Annotated in this window: 15 protein-coding genes; 7 read left to right on the top strand and 8 right to left on the bottom strand. The window is 72.8% G+C overall.

Annotation, left to right across the window (positions count from 1 at the left end; all coding sequences use genetic code 11):
• The first annotated feature begins 27 nt into the window (after positions 1-27).
• The 3 genes from M4486_RS18680 to M4486_RS18670 all read left to right on the top strand — a co-directional run bounded on the left by M4486_RS18680 (position 28) and on the right by M4486_RS18670 (position 3013).
• Complete coding sequence (locus M4486_RS18680; RefSeq protein WP_249478821.1) at positions 28-522, top strand: LapA family protein; 495 nt, start codon at positions 28-30, stop codon at positions 520-522.
• Positions 523-672: 150 nt separating this feature from the next.
• A complete protein-coding gene (locus tag M4486_RS18675) occupies positions 673-1392 on the top strand; it encodes a response regulator transcription factor (protein ID WP_200503455.1) in 720 nt (239 codons plus the stop codon).
• A gap of 10 nt (positions 1393-1402) precedes the next feature.
• Positions 1403-3013 carry a sensor histidine kinase gene (locus M4486_RS18670; protein ID WP_249478820.1) on the top strand — a complete coding sequence of 537 codons (1611 nt, stop codon included), beginning with the start codon at positions 1403-1405 and terminating at the stop codon, positions 3011-3013.
• 9 nt (positions 3014-3022) lie between these two features.
• Here M4486_RS18670 and M4486_RS18665 read toward each other — a convergent pair whose 3' ends face one another.
• Positions 3023-3598 (bottom strand): DUF4031 domain-containing protein, encoded by a 576-nt coding sequence (locus tag M4486_RS18665; protein ID WP_249478819.1) that lies wholly within the window; start codon positions 3596-3598, stop codon positions 3023-3025.
• 7 nt (positions 3599-3605) lie between these two features.
• Positions 3606-4706 carry a ribonuclease HI family protein gene (locus M4486_RS18660; protein ID WP_249478818.1) on the bottom strand — a complete coding sequence of 367 codons (1101 nt, stop codon included), beginning with the start codon at positions 4704-4706 and terminating at the stop codon, positions 3606-3608.
• 155 nt (positions 4707-4861) lie between these two features.
• On the opposite strand from M4486_RS18660, the gene M4486_RS18655 reads away from it, so the two are divergent.
• Positions 4862-6847, top strand: a complete 1986-nt coding sequence (locus M4486_RS18655; RefSeq protein ID WP_249478817.1) for an OPT family oligopeptide transporter — start codon at positions 4862-4864, stop codon at positions 6845-6847.
• 70 nt (positions 6848-6917) lie between these two features.
• Here M4486_RS18655 and M4486_RS18650 read toward each other — a convergent pair whose 3' ends face one another.
• From M4486_RS18650 to M4486_RS18625, 6 genes are all read right to left on the bottom strand, one after another.
• Positions 6918-7742, bottom strand: a complete 825-nt coding sequence (locus M4486_RS18650; protein WP_249478816.1) for a hypothetical protein — start codon at positions 7740-7742, stop codon at positions 6918-6920.
• Positions 7739-8629, bottom strand: coding sequence for an AAA family ATPase (locus M4486_RS18645; RefSeq protein ID WP_249478815.1), 891 nt, complete (start codon positions 8627-8629; stop codon positions 7739-7741). Before M4486_RS18645 ends, M4486_RS18650 begins: the two co-directional genes overlap by 4 nt.
• A gap of 167 nt (positions 8630-8796) precedes the next feature.
• Positions 8797-9174, bottom strand: a complete 378-nt coding sequence (locus M4486_RS18640) for a GntR family transcriptional regulator (protein WP_249478814.1) — start codon at positions 9172-9174, stop codon at positions 8797-8799.
• Positions 9175-9311: 137 nt separating this feature from the next.
• Positions 9312-10361 (bottom strand): alcohol dehydrogenase catalytic domain-containing protein, encoded by a 1050-nt coding sequence (locus tag M4486_RS18635; RefSeq protein ID WP_249478813.1) that lies wholly within the window; start codon positions 10359-10361, stop codon positions 9312-9314.
• A gap of 189 nt (positions 10362-10550) precedes the next feature.
• On the bottom strand, positions 10551-12338 hold the full coding sequence (locus M4486_RS18630; RefSeq protein ID WP_249481176.1) for a glycoside hydrolase family 2 protein: 1788 nt from the start codon (positions 12336-12338) through the stop codon (positions 10551-10553).
• A gap of 285 nt (positions 12339-12623) precedes the next feature.
• Positions 12624-13724 carry a LacI family DNA-binding transcriptional regulator gene (locus M4486_RS18625; RefSeq protein ID WP_249478812.1) on the bottom strand — a complete coding sequence of 367 codons (1101 nt, stop codon included), beginning with the start codon at positions 13722-13724 and terminating at the stop codon, positions 12624-12626.
• A gap of 361 nt (positions 13725-14085) precedes the next feature.
• Between M4486_RS18625 and M4486_RS18620 the strand changes: the two genes are divergently transcribed.
• The 3 genes from M4486_RS18620 to M4486_RS18610 all read left to right on the top strand — a co-directional run bounded on the left by M4486_RS18620 (position 14086) and on the right by M4486_RS18610 (position 16811).
• On the top strand, positions 14086-15654 hold the full coding sequence (locus M4486_RS18620; protein WP_249478811.1) for a DEAD/DEAH box helicase: 1569 nt from the start codon (positions 14086-14088) through the stop codon (positions 15652-15654).
• A 49-nt stretch (positions 15655-15703) separates the two neighbouring features.
• Positions 15704-16105: a rhodanese-like domain-containing protein gene (locus M4486_RS18615; protein WP_249478810.1), complete on the top strand. Its 402-nt coding sequence runs from the start codon at positions 15704-15706 to the stop codon at positions 16103-16105.
• Between the two features lie 61 nt (positions 16106-16166).
• Positions 16167-16811 (top strand): hypothetical protein, encoded by a 645-nt coding sequence (locus M4486_RS18610; protein ID WP_249478809.1) that lies wholly within the window; start codon positions 16167-16169, stop codon positions 16809-16811.
• Positions 16812-16872: the final 61 nt, after the last annotated feature.

The following is a 16872-nucleotide window of genomic DNA, read 5'->3' as shown; positions in this document are numbered from 1 at the left end:
GTCCCCGTCTTCCCCGAGGAGCCCGCGATGACCTCCCCCGACGACTCCACCCCCACCACCCCGCGCGAGCCGCGCCCGAGCGGCGCCCCCGAGAGCCCCGCAGCGGGCACGACCGGCGGCCTCGACGCCCCCACCTCGCCGGAGACCTCGCGCGAGGGCGGCCAGAAGACCCCGGGCGGCAGGGACGCCACCTCCGGCCGCACCGGCACGGCGCCCCGCGAGCAGGTCTCGGACGTCCCGACCTCCGGCAAGCGCACGGCAGGCGTGTGGATCGCCCTGGTGCTCGGCGCCATCGTGCTGATCCTGCTGCTCGTGTTCATCCTGCAGAACAACCACGCGGCGAACTTCCACTACTTCACCGCCGACTTCTCCCTGCCGCTGGGGGTCGCCATGCTGCTCGCGGCGATCGCCGGCGCTCTGGTGATGGCACTGGTCGGCTCCGTGCGCATGTTCCAGCAGAGCCGCACCATCAGGAAGCTCCGCAAGCAGCAGGGCAAGATCCAGAGCATGCTGGACCGCTGAGCCGGCGCCCCTCGTCGGCCCGATCCCCGGCCCGATCCTCGTCCCGGTTCCCGGGAGCGTGTCCGGGATCTCCCGGAAAACCGACCTGGACGTGCGCTGTGCACAGCGCACGTCCAGGGAACTCCCACCCGTGCGGTTCACGGTGGTGCCATGACCACAGACCAGGATCAGAACTTCGAGGCCCGTCTGCTCGTCGTGGACGACGAGCCGAACATCCGCGACCTGCTCGCGACCTCGCTGCGCTTCGCGGGCTTCGAGGTCTTCACCGCCTCGACCGGCAATGAGGCCATCCGCGAGGCCACCGAGCACCAGCCGGACCTGGTGGTGCTGGACGTCATGCTCCCCGACATGGACGGCTTCACCGTCACCCGGCGCCTGCGCGACCGCGGGGAGCAGTACCCGATCCTCTTCCTCACCGCCAAGGACGACACCAAGGACAAGGTGCAGGGCCTCACGGTGGGCGGGGACGACTACGTCACCAAGCCCTTCAGCCTCGAGGAGGTCGTCGCACGGATCCGCGCCGTGCTGCGCCGCACGCACGGCGGCGCCGAGGACACCGTGGAGAGCGCGCTGGTCGTGGGCGATCTGAGCCTCGACGAGGACTCGCACGAGGTCTACCGCGGCGACATCGCCATCGACCTCTCCCCCACCGAGTTCAAGCTGCTGCGCTACCTCATGCTCAACGCCGGCCGGGTGGTCTCCAAGACCCAGATCCTCGACCACGTGTGGGACTACGACTGGTCCGGCGAGGTCGGCATCGTCGAGTCCTACATCTCCTACCTGCGCCGCAAGATCGACGTGATCGGCGAGCCGATGATCCACACCAAGCGCGGCATCGGCTACGTGCTGCGCTCTGCCGAGGGCCGCTGATCCGCTCCCCGTGTCCTTCCCGACCCTGAACGCCCAGCGGCCCGTGTCCCTGTGGACGCGGCTGGTCACGCTGATCTCGCTCGTGCTGGTGCTGGGCACGCTGCTGACGGGCACGCTGTCGCTCACGCTGCTGCACCGCACCCTCATGCAGTCCAAGGACAGCGAGCTGCGCACGGGCATGCAGGGCATCGTGAGCGTCGCCGCAGCGGGTCTCGACGACTCCAGCGGGTCCGACGGAACGGGAGATGCGGACGACTCCGACACCGAGGACCACCACGCCTCGTACGCCCCGGTGGACTTCGTGGTCGCCGTCCACGACGACGACGGCAAGCAGATCTACCGGAACGACAACTACCACGACGACAGCTCGGTGGATCTCTCCTTCCCCGCCTGGACCGTCGCGCAGGTGAAGCAGCAGGGCGGGCAGCCGTTCACCATGATCGACACCGACGGCAACCGCTGGCGGGTCCGGGCGATGGTCGACGGCGACACGGGCGGCGGCAGTGTCTTCGTGGCCCTGCCCCTGGACAGCGTGGACCGCACGATGCGGGAGATGGCACTCGTCATCGTGCTGGTGGGCACGTTCGTGGTGCTCGTGGGCATGGGGGCCGGCGGCTATATGGCCCACCGCGCGCTCGAGCCGCTGCGGGACGTCGAGGAGGTCGCCTCCCAGATCGTCGCCGGGGACCTCTCGCGCCGTGTTCCGGTGACGGACACCAGCCAGGAGGTCAACGCCCTCGCGGTCTCCCTGAACGAGATGCTCGTGCGCCTCGAGCAGTCCTTCATCGCGCAGGCCGACAGCGAGGAGAAGGCGACCGCGTCCGAGGCCCGCATGCGGCGCTTCGTGGGCGACGCCTCCCATGAGCTGCGCACGCCGCTGGCCGCGATCCGCGGCTTCGGCGAGCTCTACCGGATGGGCGCGCTCAGCGGGGACGAGAACGTGGCCTCGGCGATGCGCCGCATCGAGGACGAGGCCCGCCGCATGGGCTCCCTCGTGGAGAACCTGCTGCGCCTGGCCAGGTTGGATGAGAACCCCGAGATGGACCTCGAGCCCCTCGACGTCACCGACGCGATCTTCGACGTCGCCCAGGACCTGCGTGCCCTGGACCCCGCTCGTCAGGTCATGGTGGTCTCCCTCTCGGGCACGCCGCTGTCGGTGAGCCCGCACATCCCCGTGGGCGTGCAGGGCGACGAGCCCTCGCTGCGCCAGGTGCTGCTGAACCTCGTGGGCAACACCAACCGCCACACCCCCAAGGGGTCGCCGGTGGAGATCGCCGTGGGCCGCGAGGACGGCGGCACCGTCGCGATCGAGGTGCGCGACCACGGCGAGGGCATCTCCGAGGACCAGCGCGAGAAGGTCTTCGAGCGCTTCTACCGGACCGACGTCTCCCGCCAGCGCTCGGCCGCGCAGGGTGGCGGCGCGGGCCTGGGACTCTCGATCGCCGCGACCATCGTCCAGCAGCACCACGGCTCGATCCGGGTGCTCGAGACGCCCGGCGGAGGCGCCACCTTCCGGGTCGAGCTGCAGGCCGCGGACCTCACGCCCGACCAGGTGGTCGTGCCCGATCAGACCAGCACGATCACCGGCGACGGGGCCGCGGAGGACGACGGGCGCGGCTGACCGGCCCTCTCAGGAGCCCGGCCATTCGGGCGCGTCGAGCACCTGGCCCACGAAGGTGTGCCCGGTCAGCTGCTGCGAGAGCGCGTTCGCGCGGGCGAGGAACTCGCGGGCCGCGATGCGTCCGAGCTCGTCGTGCGCCTCGACGCGCACCTGACCGCAGGCGTCGTCGCTGCCGAGCCGGAAGGCACCCTCGGGCGCAGCGCCGACGGGCGGCAGCGGGTCCACGTGCCCCTCGAGGCCCAGCACCAGGTCGTGCGGGACCTCGTCGGCCCAGAGCCCCAGCTCCGCGGCGGCCCGCGCCGTGCGCTCGCGCCGCGCCTGCGCGCGCCGGGCACCGGGCACCCGCAGACCGCTCGCGAGCAGACGGCGCGTGAGCTCCTTGTTGCCCACGAACTCGACCCCCGCACCCTCGAGCCCGGGCCTGGCCTGCTCGGGCCAGTCGTAGTGGTCGAGGTCGAAGGAGCGCGGGTGCAGCCCCGCACGCGCCGCCGCCTCGTGCAGCTCGGCGAGCGAGGCGTCGGAGACCAGGTGGCCCCAGAGCATGCCGTGGCGCTCCCAGCGCGGGGTGTCGGCGAGGACGGTCATCGCAGCGTCACCGCGAGGAGGACATGCCCTGAGCGGGACCGTCCGTCACGGGCTCGTGCTGCGCGGGCGTGCCCTGGTGGTGGCGCAGCAGCCAGGTCCCGTCGACCCGCACCCACAGCGACGAGCGCCGCTGGGCGCCGCGGGCGTCGGCGGTGACGAAGCGCAGCAGCACGACCCCGTCGGCGATCTCCTCGGCGATGAATTCTCGCGCGCGCAGGCCCGGCACGGGTGCGAGGGCGGCCAGCACCTGCTCGCGGTCGTAGGTGCGGCCCGACGTGCCGATCTCCGTGAAATCGGGGTGCAACAGCTCGGCCGCGCGCTCGGGGTTCTTGCGCAGGAGGTCGCTGAGCAGCACCTGCTCGCGGGCGACGATCTCCTCGAAGGGAGCCGAGTCCGGGTCGGCGGAGGCCGGCGAGGAGGAGCGTGCGGAGGACCCGGCAGAGGACCCAGCCGACGGGCCGGTGGCCTGCGGTTCGAGGGCTCCCGCGCCAGAGGGCTCGGGAGCGGAGCGGTCGGCGTCGAAGAGGCTGAACAGGTCGTCGGTGCCGGAATCCGCAGGGGCGGAGCTGTCGGGGGTCAGGCAGAGACGCGGGGTGGACGCAGGCGCCGTGGTTCCCGCTGCGTCTCCCCCGGCACCGTCGGACGCGCGATAGCCGGGGCCGACCTCGGGGTCCTGCTTCTTGGAGAAGGCGACGGCGGCGCCGTTCGCGCGGCGGTCCGCGGCCTCGTTCATGCGATGGCCGGCGTGGCCCTTGACCCACTCGAACTCGACGCTGCGGCCGGCGAGGGCCCGGTCGATCGCCTTGAGCAGATCCACATTCATGACGGGCTTGCCGTCCTTCTTGCGCCAGCCCTTGCGCTTCCAGCCCGGCATCCACTTGGTCACCGAGTTGATGACGTACTGGCTGTCGCACAGCACGTGCAGATGCTGGTCGGCGTCCACCGCGGTCGCCTCGAGCAGGTCGAGGACCGCCTTGAGCTCCCCCATGTTGTTCGTGCCGTGCGGCCACCCGCCGGCCCGCCAGGTCTGATCGTCGATGTACCAGGCCCAGCCCGCCGGACCGGGGTTTCCGAGCGCAGACCCGTCGGCCGCAGCGGTGATCGTCATGGCCCAATCGTTCCACAGCGCACAGCAGGAGCGATCCCCGGCCGACGCGGAGAGTTGGTCACGCGGAGGTGTTCTCGGTTACCCCGCGGAAGCCGGGGAAGAGTACGGTGACCGGTCGTCGGGGCGCGTCCATGCTCCGCGAACAAGGAGCATCCATGTCCTCGACCACTGAGTCGACGCGCGCGACGGCCGCGCCCTCGGTCCGCGAGCTCACGCTGCGCGGCGTGATCCTCGGCGGGATCATCACCCTCGTCTTCACCGCCGCCAACGTCTATCTGGGGCTGAAGTCGGGCCTGACGTTCGCGACCTCGATCCCCGCCGCGGTGATCTCGATGGCCGTGCTGAGGTTCTTCCGGCGCCACAGCGTCGTCGAGAACAACATCGTGCAGACCATCGCCTCCTCCGCGGGCACCCTCTCGGCGATCATCTTCGTGCTGCCGGGGCTCGTGGTCGTCGGCTGGTGGAGCGGCTTCCCGTACTGGACCACCGTCGCGCTGTGCGCCGTGGGCGGCCTGCTGGGCGTCATGTACTCGATCCCGCTGCGCCGCGCCCTGGTCACCGGCTCCGACCTCCCCTACCCCGAGGGCGTCGCCGGCGCCGAGGTGCTCAAGGTCGGCGATGCCGAGGGCGGCGCCGAGGAGAACCGGCGCGGTCTGCACGCGATCCTGCTGGGCGGCATCACCTCGGCCGCCTACGCCCTGGTCGCCGCACTGCAGGCGATCAGCAGCTCCGTCACCGCGGCCTTCCGCATCGGCTCGGGCGGCACCATGATCGGCGCGAGCCTCTCCTTCGCCCTCATCGGCGTCGGCCACCTCGTCGGCATCACCGTGGGCATCGCCATGCTCGTGGGCCTCGTCGTCTCCTACGGCGTGCTGCTGCCCATCATGTCCAGCGGCCAGCTGCCCGCCACCGGCGCGATCGCCGACGCCGTGGACACCGTCTTCTCGGGCGACGTGCGCTTCGTGGGCGCGGGCGCGATCGCGATCGCCGCGATCTGGACCCTCGTGCGGATCGCCCGCCCCATCATCGGCGGGATCCGCGGCTCCCTCGCCTCGACGATCGCCCGCCGCGGCGGCGGCACCGTCGAGAAGACCGAGCGCGACCTGCCCTTCACCCTGGTCGCCGTGATCACCGTGGTCTCGATGATCCCGATCGGGATCATGCTGTGGCTGTTCGTGAAGGACACCGCGCTCGTGCACAGCGCCGGCGGCCTGATCGCCGTCTGCATCCTCTACGTGCTGATCGCCGGGCTGCTCGTCGCCTCCGTGTGCGGGTACATGGCCGGCCTCATCGGCTCCTCGAACTCGCCGATCTCCGGCGTGGGCATCCTGGTCGCGATCACCGCGGCGCTCGTCATCAAGCTCGTGCACGGCTCCGACCCCTCGCAGACCGCGGCGCTGGTCGCCTTCACCCTGTTCACGACCGCGATCGTGTTCGGCATCGCCACGATCTCCAACGACAACCTGCAGGACCTCAAGACCGGTCAGCTCGTCGGCTCGACCCCGTGGAAGCAGCAGGTCGCGCTCGTGATCGGCGTGGGCTTCGGCTCGCTGATCATCCCGCCGGTGCTGGGGCTCATGTCCACCGCCTTCGGCTTCCAGGGCGCGCCGGGCGCGGGGCCCGACGCCCTCGCCGCCCCGCAGGCCACGCTCATCGCGTCGCTCGTCAAGGGCATCTTCGGCGGAGACCTCGACTGGGGCCTGATCGGCATGGGCGCCCTCATCGGCCTGGTCGCGATCATCATCGACGAGATCCTCAAGGCCCGCAGCTCGCGCCTCGCGCTGCCGCCGCTCGGCGTCGGCATGGGGATGTACCTGCCGATGAGCACGACCCTGCTGATCGTGGTCGGCGCCGTGATCGGCCTGTTCTACGGTCGCTGGGCCAGGCGCTCGAAGCGTCCCGAGCTCGCCGGGCGCCTGGGAACACTCCTCGCGACCGGCATGATCGTGGGCGAGAGCCTGTTCGGCGTGGTCTTCGCGGGCATCGTCGCCGCGACGGGGAAGGACGCCCCGCTCGCGATCGTCGGCGACGGCTTCGCGACCCCGGCGATGATCCTCGGCGTGATCGTGTTCGCGATCGCCACCACGTCGCTCTACCGCACCGTGCGCCGCAGCGCCGGACGGGAGATCGTCGAGAGGTGAGGGCGGACCCTGTCGGGCCGGTCTGACGGGTCGGCCTGACAGATGGGTCTGACGGGTCGGGCCGACGGGATCAGGCGGTGCGCCCGCCCCCGTCGACGCGGCGCTTCCGCCGGTGCGCGGGCACGGCGCCCTCGTCCTGCGAATCCAGATCACGGATCCAGCGACGCACTCCGCGTCGGAGCACGAGAGCCCCGATCAGCGCGATGACGAAGGCGATGAGCGCGATGACCCACGTCGCCGCGGTCTGGGCCGCCGAGGAGACGACGAGGCTCAGAGGGAGCACGATCACCATGGCGATGAGCGAGAGGACGATGGCCGCTCCGATGTAGGTGAGGATGCTGAGGATGAACATCGAGACGCCCGGCCTGCGGGTCGTGCACTCGGGTCCCAGCACGATCGCCGCGAGCACCATCGTGGCCGAGGCCGTCGCGATGCCCGAGACCGTCGTGCCCGCGAGGTCCCAGCCCGTCGTCACGCCGTCGACCATCGCCGGCGCGTGCCCGGCCAGGACCGTGAGAGCGGTGCCCGCGGCGGAGACGAACACCATCAGGGCGGATTCGAGGGCGACGAGCGCGACGCGGCCGTGGACGCGATCGGCGCGGGACATCCCCAGGCTCGCCCACAGCTCGGTGCGCGAGGCGGTGTCCTGGCGGCCGTAGCGGTACCAGGCGAGCACTCCCCACACGGGCGCGATGCCGGCCATCACGTCGGTGACGGTCACCGCGAGGACGAGCGCGAGCACGGAGAGGATCACCGTGCCGGCGAACGTCTCGGCGTTCAGCCGCAGGTCCGCCGCCAGGGCGCGACGCCATGCGGAGGTGTGCGCGGGGCCGGCGGCCCGCGCAGATCGGGAAGCGCCCGCCGCGTGTGCGGATCCTGCGTCGTATGCGGTCATGCCGTCCCCTCCTCGATCGTGCGGTGCGCGCGACCTCTCGAGGCCGCCGCCCGCAGCGGATACGTGACCAGATCGTTCAGCTCGGGCCGATGCAGCTGCACCTCGGTGTCGAGCCCGACGGCCTCCTCGGCCGCGATCAGCGCCCAGGTGGTGCCGCTGATCTCCTCCGAGCCGACGAGCCCGGGCAGTCCGTTCTCGTGGTCCGTCGGCGCGGGAGCCCCCACCACCAGGAACTCCTCCTTCAGATCCTCGACGGACCCCTCGAGCACCGCGGCGCCGTCCGCCATCACCACGAGGTGGTCGATGAAGCGGTCCATGCCGTCCAGGTCGTGGGTGCTCAGCACCAGGGAGCGCCGCTCCCGCGCCATGAGGTCGCGCAGCAGGTCCACGAGACGCTCCCGCGCGAGGGGGTCCAGGCGCGCGAGCGGCTCGTCGAGGATCAGGAGCCGAGGATCCTGCGCGAGCGCCGCCGCCACGCCGAACAGCGCCGCCTGCCCGTCGGACAGATCCCGCAGTCGGCGGTCCAGCGACACCCCGAAGGACCGCAGCCGACGTCCGAAGTCCTGCACCGAGAAGTCGGGGATCGCCGCCCGGCGCAGGCGCGCCACATGGTGGGCCGTCCAGTGCTCCGGGTAGCCGTGCGGATCGGGCACCGAGGCAAGGCCCTCGGGCGGAGCAGTCTGCGCCGCGCCCTGCTCGATCCCGAGCACCTCGATCCGCCCCGACGTCGCCCGGATGGCGCCCACGATCGCGCGAAGGGCCGTGGTCTTGCCCGCTCCGTTCGCCCCGACCAGGCCCGTGACCTGGCCGGCGGGAGCCGTGAACGTCAGCCCGCGCAGCGCGCGGACGGGATCGCCGTACGGCTTCTCCGGGCTCGGGATGCTCACACCGAGGCGGTGCACCGCGACGGCGGGCGCCGGCGATCCGTCGTGTCCCGCGGCGTGCGCCTCCGCGCGCTCCGGCGCGGCGGGCACGGACGACGTGCTGCTCGGTCCCGTTCCCCTCGCTTCTGGGCGCCTCGGTCCTGCGCCCCTCGGTCCTGTGCCCCTCGGACTCATCGCTCCTCCTCGATCCGTCGGCCGAGCATCGTGCGCAGCGTCGCGTCGTCGATCCCGACCGAGCGCGCCGCGTCGACCGCCTCGGCGAGGGATCGCTCGATGCGGTCCAGCGCCCGTGAGCGCAGCTCGTCGGGGTCCTGGGCGCGCACGAACACGCCCTTGCCACGCACCGAGTCGGCGAGACCGTCGGCCACGAGCTCGTTGTAGGCGCGGGTGGTGGTGATGACGCTGACGCGCAGGTCGCGGGCGAGCGTGCGGATCGAGGGCAGGGCCTCACCGCTCGCGAGCTCGCCGCTCAGGATCGCGGCGGCGAGCGCGGCGCGGATCTGCTCGTAGATGGGATCGGAGGATCCCGGATCGATGTGCAGCTGCATCCTGCTCGCCCCCTCCCCTGCTCCTGCGGTGCGCGGCCGCGCCATGGCAGTGATGGCCGTGATGCCGCGTCACCGCGCGTACTTACTGTCTATATGCGCTATAGACAGTAAGCAGGGCGGTCGGCCCCGTCAAGGGGTCAGGAGATCCGAGCGACCGTCATCCCGATCGACGTCGGCGCTCCGCCGAGCCCGACCAGGGCCTCCGGCAGGTCCTCGAGGCCGATGATCGACCCCAGGTGCGCGGCGGGATCCAGCCGCCCGTCGGCGATCTCCTCGAGCAGCTCCCTGTACTCCCCCGCCGCCAGGCCATGGCTGCCCAGCACCTGCAGCTCGAGGCCGATCACGCGACCCATCGGCAGCGCGGGGTCCGCGTCCTCACCGAGCAGCAGTCCCACCTGCACGTGGCGTCCGCGGGGGCGCAGGGAGCGGATGCCCGCGGCCGCGGTGCGCGCGGAGCCGAGGGCGTCGATCGCGACATCGGCGCCGCCGCCGCTCGCCGCGAGCAGTCGCTCGACGAGGTCGTCGGCCGGCTCGTCGGGGGTGGTCGGGACGGGCTCGGCGCCGAGCGCGCGGGCCGCCTCGAGCGCTCCGGGCGAGACGTCCACGGCGAGCACGCGCGCGCCGGCGGCCGTCGCGATCTGGACGACGGAGAGTCCGACGCCGCCGCACCCGAGCACCACCACGCACTCCCCGTCGCGCACGCGAGCCTGGGTGCGCACGGCGTGGAACGCGGTGCCGAAGCGGCAGCCGAGGCCCGCGGCGGCGAGCATGTCGATGCCGTCGGGCAGGGCGACGAGGTTGTGGTCGGCCTCGATCACGACGACCTGCTCGGCGTAGGAGCCGGGGAGGTCGAAGCCGGGCTGGTGCTGGTCGGGGCACACCTGGGTGGCTCCCGCGCGGCACTGGGCGCAGCGTCCGCAGGACAGGATGAACGGCGCGGTCACGCGGTCGCCGACGCGGAACCGGGTGACCTCGGGGGCGACCTCGCGGACCACTCCGGCGAACTCGTGCCCGGGAGTGTGCGGGAGGGAGACGGAGTCGTCGTGCCCCTGCCAGGCGTGCCAGTCGCTGCGGCACACGCCCGTCGCGCGCACCTCGATGACCGCCCCGCGCGGCGGGCACGCGGGGTCGTCCATCTGCTCGACGCGGGGCGGGGTGCGGAAGGCGTCGTAGCGCACGGCTCTCATGGACCCATCGTGCCGCACAGAGGCCGCGGCGCATCCCGCCGTCTCGCCGGGAACGGGCGCGCAGGGCAGGCCGGTCGAGCAGGAGCCGACACGGCCGATGCGGCACCCCGCGGATCCTGGCCAGGATCTATGACGCTTTCTGCCGATTCCTGTCAAAGATCCTGGTCATCGTCCGCGCCCGGGCGCCCGTCACTCCTCCTCGTACGCGGCCCTCTTCTCCTGCACCGCGCGCAGGCGGGCGAGGTCGAGCTTGCGGCCGCGCTGGAAGTCCACGACGCCGTTCTTCTCCTGGAACACGTCGGTCAGCTGCGTGTAGCAGTAGGCGAACATGAGCGGGTCCTCCAGCAGCACGTCCGTGAGGCCCTCGAAGCGCTCGTAGAGCTCCTCCTCGCTCGAGATCCGCTGCCCGTAGCCCCACGACTGGGAGGCGTTGTTGCCGGCCTCGCGAGCGGCGCGCGCCGCCTCCTCGGCGTTCCACCAGATGCCGCCGTACTCGGAGACGAAGTAGGGCTGCCCCTCGTAGTCCAGGGAGAAGGAGCCGTCCGCGAAGGGCAGCTCGCCGTCGCCGAGCTCGCGGCGGTTGGCGAAGGGACGCCCCTCGGCGAGACCGGACTGCTCCGCGCGGAAGCGCTCGGGGTCCTGCTCGTAGGAGTGGGAGTCGAAGACGTCGGCCCCGCGCACGCGGTGGGAGTAGCCGGAGGTGTCGAGCACCGGGCGGGTGGGGTCGGCCAGCTTGGTCGCGTCGTACATCGCCTGGGTGACGTCGTCCAGCTGGGTGATGCGGTCGTGGCGCACCTGATGGGTCTCGTTCAGGGGGCACCAGCCCACGATCGCGGGGTGGTTGATGTCCCGGCGCACCGCCTCGACCCACTGGCCGATGAACGCGGCGGTGGGCTGCTGGTTGTCGCCCGTCGGCCCGCGCCCGGAGACGCCCCAGTCGCCGAACTCGCCCCAGACCAGGTAGCCGTGGACGTCGGCCCAGAAGAGCATGCGCTCCTCGAAGACCTTCTGGTGCAGGCGCGCGCCGTTGAAGCCGGCCTCGAGGGAGAGACGGACGTCGGCCACGATCGCCTCGTCCGACGGGGCGGTCATGAAGGTGTCCTCCCACCAGCCCTGGTCCAGGACCAGGCGCTGGAAGACCTTCTGGCCGTTGATGCGGAACTCGTGGTCGCGCAGCGAGGTGGAGCGCAGGCCGGTGTACGAGCGGACCGTGTCCAGGACCGCGCCGCCGTCGGCCACGAGGCGCAGCTCGAGGGAGTAGAGCTGCGGGTCGCCCGGGCCCCAGACGCGCACCTGGTCCTCGGGGACCGTGATCTCGAGGTGCGGGGCGAGGTCGAGGTCCGCGCGGACCTCGGCGCTCGCGACGGTGCCGCCGCCGACCTCGCCGAGCACGGCCTCCAGGCGGGTGCCGGGGGTGCTGCGCGAGAGCGGGACGTCGATCGCGAAGGAGTGGGAGGCGAGCGAGGGCACCACGCGCAGCGAGCGGATCGCGTCCTCGGGGACGCCCTCGAGCCAGACCGTCTGCCAGATGCCGGTGACCCGGTGGTAGGTCGCGTGGCTCGCCTCGTAGAACACCGACTGCTTGCCGCGCGCCTGCAGGTCGTGGCGGGAATCGCGGGCGCGCACGACGATCTCGACGCTGCCCCCGGCGGACACGGCGCCGGAGAGGTCCGCGTCGAAGGGCGTGAAACCGCCGCGGTGGCGGGCGACCTCGACCCCGTCGGCCCAGACGGTCGCATCGTGGTCGACGGCGCCGAAGTGCAGCACCGGCCGCAGCCCCTCCCAGCTCGCGGGGACCTCGATCGTGCGGCGGTACCAGACGGCCTCCATGAAGTCGCGGTCGCCGATGCCGGAGGCCGGCGACTCCGGAGGGAAGGGCACGAGGATCTCGGTGGCGAGCTCGCGCTCGAGCAGTCCGCGCTCGCGCCCGGTGTCACCGCGGTCGATCTCGAACTGCCAGGTGCCGTTGAGGTTCATCCAGGCCTCGCGCTGCAGCTGCGGGCGCGGGTGCTCGGGGCGCGGGACGTCGGCGGATCCGTCCGACGGCGGGGTGTCCAGCGCGGCGGCGAGGTCGTCGGCGCGGGCGAAGAGGTCGGTCAGGTGCGAGGGCAGCTCGGGCTCGGCGTGCTGGCCGCTCGCGGGGCTCTGCTCGGGTGCGGTCACGGTGGTCCTTCCATCGGCACTGATCGGCGGGCCGGACGGCGCCGGCACTCCAAGTCAACACCGCTGCGCCGCGGATTGCAACGTGGGAAACGCTGATGGTCAGCGGCGCGGCCCCGCAGAGCTCTCGCGCGCCACCAGGCGATAGGGGACGACGTGCTCCCGCCCGTCGGACTCTCCCGCTCCCGTGCCCGGCTCCGTGGCCGGCTCCGCGCCCGGCTCCGTTCCGACCCCCGCGCCGCCCCCCGTGACGTCCTCCGCGCCCGTCCCCGGGCCGATCGCCGCGTCGAGGGTCGCGGCGATGAGGTCGTCGAGGTCCGGGCCGATCGAGCTCAGCGCGGGGTGGGCGTGCCGCGCACCGGGGGTGTCGTCCCAGCCCACCACCCCCACGTCCGCGGGGACGTCGAGCCCGACCTCGCGCAGGCCCGCGAGGGCGCCGATCGCGAGCTGGTCGTTGGCCGCGGAGATCGCGTCGAACGCGACACCGCGCTCCACGAGGTCCAGCACCGCGCGGCGCCCCTCGGCCATGTCCCACGCGCCCACGTGGGCGATCCGCTCCGGGTCGCTCGCGATGCCGCTCGCCCGGCAGGCGGCGCGGAATCCCGCGAGGCGGTCGGTGCCCGCCGAGCGCTGCTCGGCCTCCCCGCCCAGGAAGACGGGGCGGCGGTAACCGCGCTCGACCAGGTGGCGGACCACATCGGCCGAGGCCTCGACGTTGTCGACGGCGACATGGGTGACGCCCTCGGCGCTCAGCAGGTGCTCGCCGAGCAGCACGAGCGGCGGCCCGTCCCCGCGGTCCCGGATCTCGACGGGGTCCAGGGCCTCCGGGGAGATCACGACGGCGTCGACCGGGCGGCTGATGCGCCCGCGCACGTGGGCGCGCTCGACCTCGCCCCGGCCCAGCGACAGCTCGACGCTCACGGTGTACCCGCGCTCCTTGGCCGCGACGTGCAGCATCTGCGCGAGCTGGGCGAAGTAGGGGTTGGAGAGCTCGGGCAGCACGAGGGCGATGGTGTGCGTCGGACCGCCGCGCAGCTCCCTGCCGATCGTGTTCGGCACGTAGCCGAGCTCGCTGATGGCCCGCTCGACCCGCTCCCGGGTCTCGGGCCGGACGACGGGCCGGTCGTTGACGACGTTGGAGACCGTCTTCCACGAGACCCCGGCGGCCTTCGCCACGTCCTTGATGCTCACGCGCCTGGCCATCGCGCACCGCCTTCCTGCTGTTCCGGAGACCGTCCACCCCGGCCCCGCCCCGGTGATCCGCCGAGGATACCGGCCGGGCGCGCCCTCCAGGTGCGTTGCTCACATCGGGACCCGCAGATCGGGACGGACGGCGGGGCCCGACGTAGGCTGATGACTTCGTGTGCCGTCCCACCTGCCATGGCACCGCGCCTCGCCGCGCACTGCGCGACGACGGCGGCGCGCCGTCCGCGCGCAGCCCCGGGGAGACTCCCCGTCGGGCACGTCCCCGGGTCCTCCCGGTCGGACGCCGAACGGGTCTCCCCCGTCGGACCAGCGGACCGCAGCGCGCAGGGCGGGACCGCGTCCTCTAGAACGGAAATCCGTGACCTCCACTGACTTCGCGCGCCTCGGCGTGCCCTCGCACCTCATCGACGCCCTCGCCCCGCAGGGCATCACCACCCCCACCCCGATCCAGTCCGCGACGCTCGGCGACTCCCTCGCCGGCCGCGACGTGCTGGGACGCGGCCGCACCGGCTCCGGCAAGACCTACGCCTTCGGCCTGCCGCTCGTCGCCCGCCTCGAGCAGGACGCGCGCAAGCGCCGCGCCCGCTTCCCGCGGGCCCTCGTGCTGGCCCCGACCCGCGAGCTCGCCGCCCAGATCGACCAGTCGCTGACGCCGCTGCTGCGCGCCGCGAACCTGCGCAGCACCGTCGTCTTCGGCGGCGTAGGCCAGAAGCCGCAGGTCGACGCGATCGCCCGCGGCGTCGACGTGCTCGTCGCCTGCCCCGGCCGCCTCCTGGACCTCATGGGCCAGGGTCACGTGGACCTCGGCGCCGTCGAGATCACCGTGCTCGACGAGGCCGACCACATGGCCGATATGGGCTTCCTGCCGATGGTCCGACGGATCCTCGCCAAGACCCCCGCGAAGGGCCAGCGCATGCTGTTCTCCGCGACCCTGGACCAGGGCGTCCAGAAGCTCGTGAAGGAGTTCCTGCACTCCCCCGTCACCCACTCGGCCGATCCGGAGACCAGCCCGGTCTCGACGATGGAGCACCACGTGCTCGAGGTCGGAGCGGATGCGAAGTTCGACGTCCTGCGCGACCTCGCCGCGGCGCCCGGACGCACCATCCTGTTCACCCGCACCAAGCACGGCGCGAAGAAGCTCGCCCAGAAGCTGAGCCGATCTGGCGTGGCCGCCGTCGAGCTGCACGGCAACCTCTCCCAGGGCGCCCGCACCCGCAACCTCGAGGCCTTCGGCTCGGGAACCGCGAGCACGCTGGTCTCCACCGACATCGCCGCCCGCGGCATCCACGTGGACGACGTCGCCCTCGTCGTGCACGCCGACCCGCCGGTCGAGCACAAGGCGTACCTGCACCGTTCGGGCCGCACCGCGCGCGCCGGCGGCTCCGGCACCGTGATCACGGTGCGCACGCCCGACCAGAAGAAGGACGTGCACGACCTCATGCGCAAGGCCCGCATCACGCCGGCCCAGCACGAGGGCGTGATCGTCACGAGCCCCGTGCTGAGCGAGCTCGCCCCCGGCGAGCGCGTCTTCACCGAGCCCGCGCCGGCCCCGACGCAGCAGCCCCAGCAGGGCGGCGGTCGCGGCCAGGGCGGCGGTCGCGGTCAGGGCGGTCGCGGCCAGGGCGGTCGCGGCCAGGGCGGCGGACGCTCCACCGGGGGCCGCGGTCGCGGCGGCCAGGGCGGTCGCGGACAGGGCTCCCAGGACGGCCGCTCCGGCGAGGGCTCCCGCTCCGGCCAGGACGGCCGCTCCGGCCAGGGGTCGCGTTCGGGGCAGGGCTCGCGCTCGGGCCAGGGCTCACGCGGTCGCGGCCGCGGGGGCCGCTCGGGCTCCGGCTCGGTGACCTCCTACTCGACCTCGAGCTCGGGCGAGGGCTCGTCGCGCCGCTCCGGCGGACTCGCGGCCTTCTCCTCGGGCCGCCGCGGCTGACACCGGATGCGCCCGGGCCTTCGCGGCACCGGGCGCCCCGGAGCGCACCATGGCTCGCAGCATCGCGGAGATCCTCGCCGAGGCCCGGCGCGACACGGCGCGCGTGGCGCCGGCGGACCTGCCCGGGCGCCTGCGCGCCGGGGCCTGGGTGATCGACATGCGCACGCCCTGGACGCGGGACGCCGAGGGACACATCCCCGGAGGGATCGTCGTCGAGCACACCGTCATGCTCTGGCGGCTCGATCCCCTCAGCCCGAGCCGCATGGCCGACGGGCCCACCTATGACGACGACGTCATCGTCGTGTGCAACGAGGGCTTCTCCTCCTCGCTCGCCGCGCGCGACCTGCGAGAGCTCGGCTTCTCCCGGGCGACGGACCTCGAGGGCGGCTTCCGCGCGTGGACCGAGCAGGGCCTGCCCGTCGAGCCCGAGCCCACGCGCTACGTGACCTGAGCCCCGCACTTCCGCGTAGGGTGCGACGGAAGCACACGCGCACGACGAGCGAGGGACGTTCATGAGCCAGTCACCCTGGGACCGACCGGATCCGCACCGCGGGCCCCATCCCGTGATCCCGGGCGAGGTCGTGCACCATCACGCCCCGGACGCGGCGCAGCGGAGCTTCGACCCGTACGCGGCAGGCGGACAGCACGCGCCCGACGCACAGCACGCCCACGGTGCACCGCGCACCGGCACGGCAGCTTCGGCGGGCGCCCCGTACTCCTCCCCCGGCGGACCGCCGCCCGGATCCGCCCTCCAGCCCTACGGCGCGCCGACGGGGAACCCCGGTGCCGGTGCGGGCCCGATGCCCGGCGTGATGCCCGTGCCGGTGGCCGTGATGCCGCTGAAGAGCGTGGGCGTGGCCTTCGTCCTCACCTTCTTCTTCGGCGTCTTCGGGGTGTTCTACTCGAGCGTGACAGGGGCGCTCGTCCTGATCGGCATCACCGTGGGCCTGCTGGTGCTCTCGACGATCGTGTTCGGCATCCTCTCCGTGCTGACGATGGGGATCGGGACCGTGCTGTTCGGACTGGTCCCGCTGATCGGCGTGGGCGCGTGGATCGCGAGCATCATCTGGGGCTGCACGGCGGCCTCGAACCACAATCAGCGGGTGCAGGCGCAGTACGCGCAGATGGCGGCACGCCACCAGCATCCGACCTGGTGACCGCTGCACCGAAACGGTCCTGACCTCGCTATTCCCTGGGGCGACGCTCAAGAGCTCACAG

The organism is Brachybacterium kimchii (assembly GCF_023373525.1).
Classification (GTDB): Bacteria; Actinomycetota; Actinomycetes; order Actinomycetales; family Dermabacteraceae; genus Brachybacterium; species Brachybacterium kimchii.
This window is presented reverse-complemented; position numbering and strand designations above follow the sequence as displayed.

Excerpts from the sequence above, each read along its gene's own strand:
- M4486_RS18665 (WP_249478819.1), bottom strand. The coding sequence starts at position 3,598 with ATGACCGTCCTCGCCGACACCCCGCGCTGGGAGCGCCACGGCATGCTC.
- M4486_RS18675 (WP_200503455.1), top strand. The coding sequence starts at position 673 with ATGACCACAGACCAGGATCAGAACTTCGAGGCCCGTCTGCTCGTCGTG.
- M4486_RS18655 (WP_249478817.1), top strand. The coding sequence starts at position 4,862 with ATGTCCTCGACCACTGAGTCGACGCGCGCGACGGCCGCGCCCTCGGTC.
- M4486_RS18610 (WP_249478809.1), top strand. The coding sequence starts at position 16,167 with ATGAGCCAGTCACCCTGGGACCGACCGGATCCGCACCGCGGGCCCCAT.
- M4486_RS18660 (WP_249478818.1), bottom strand. The coding sequence starts at position 4,706 with ATGACGATCACCGCTGCGGCCGACGGGTCTGCGCTCGGAAACCCCGGT.
- M4486_RS18635 (WP_249478813.1), bottom strand. The coding sequence starts at position 10,361 with ATGAGAGCCGTGCGCTACGACGCCTTCCGCACCCCGCCCCGCGTCGAG.
- M4486_RS18680 (WP_249478821.1), top strand. The coding sequence starts at position 28 with ATGACCTCCCCCGACGACTCCACCCCCACCACCCCGCGCGAGCCGCGC.
- M4486_RS18625 (WP_249478812.1), bottom strand. The coding sequence starts at position 13,724 with ATGGCCAGGCGCGTGAGCATCAAGGACGTGGCGAAGGCCGCCGGGGTC.
- M4486_RS18640 (WP_249478814.1), bottom strand. The coding sequence starts at position 9,174 with ATGCAGCTGCACATCGATCCGGGATCCTCCGATCCCATCTACGAGCAG.
- M4486_RS18615 (WP_249478810.1), top strand. The coding sequence starts at position 15,704 with ATGGCTCGCAGCATCGCGGAGATCCTCGCCGAGGCCCGGCGCGACACG.
- M4486_RS18630 (WP_249481176.1), bottom strand. The coding sequence starts at position 12,338 with ATGAACCTCAACGGCACCTGGCAGTTCGAGATCGACCGCGGTGACACC.
- M4486_RS18650 (WP_249478816.1), bottom strand. The coding sequence starts at position 7,742 with ATGACCGCATACGACGCAGGATCCGCACACGCGGCGGGCGCTTCCCGA.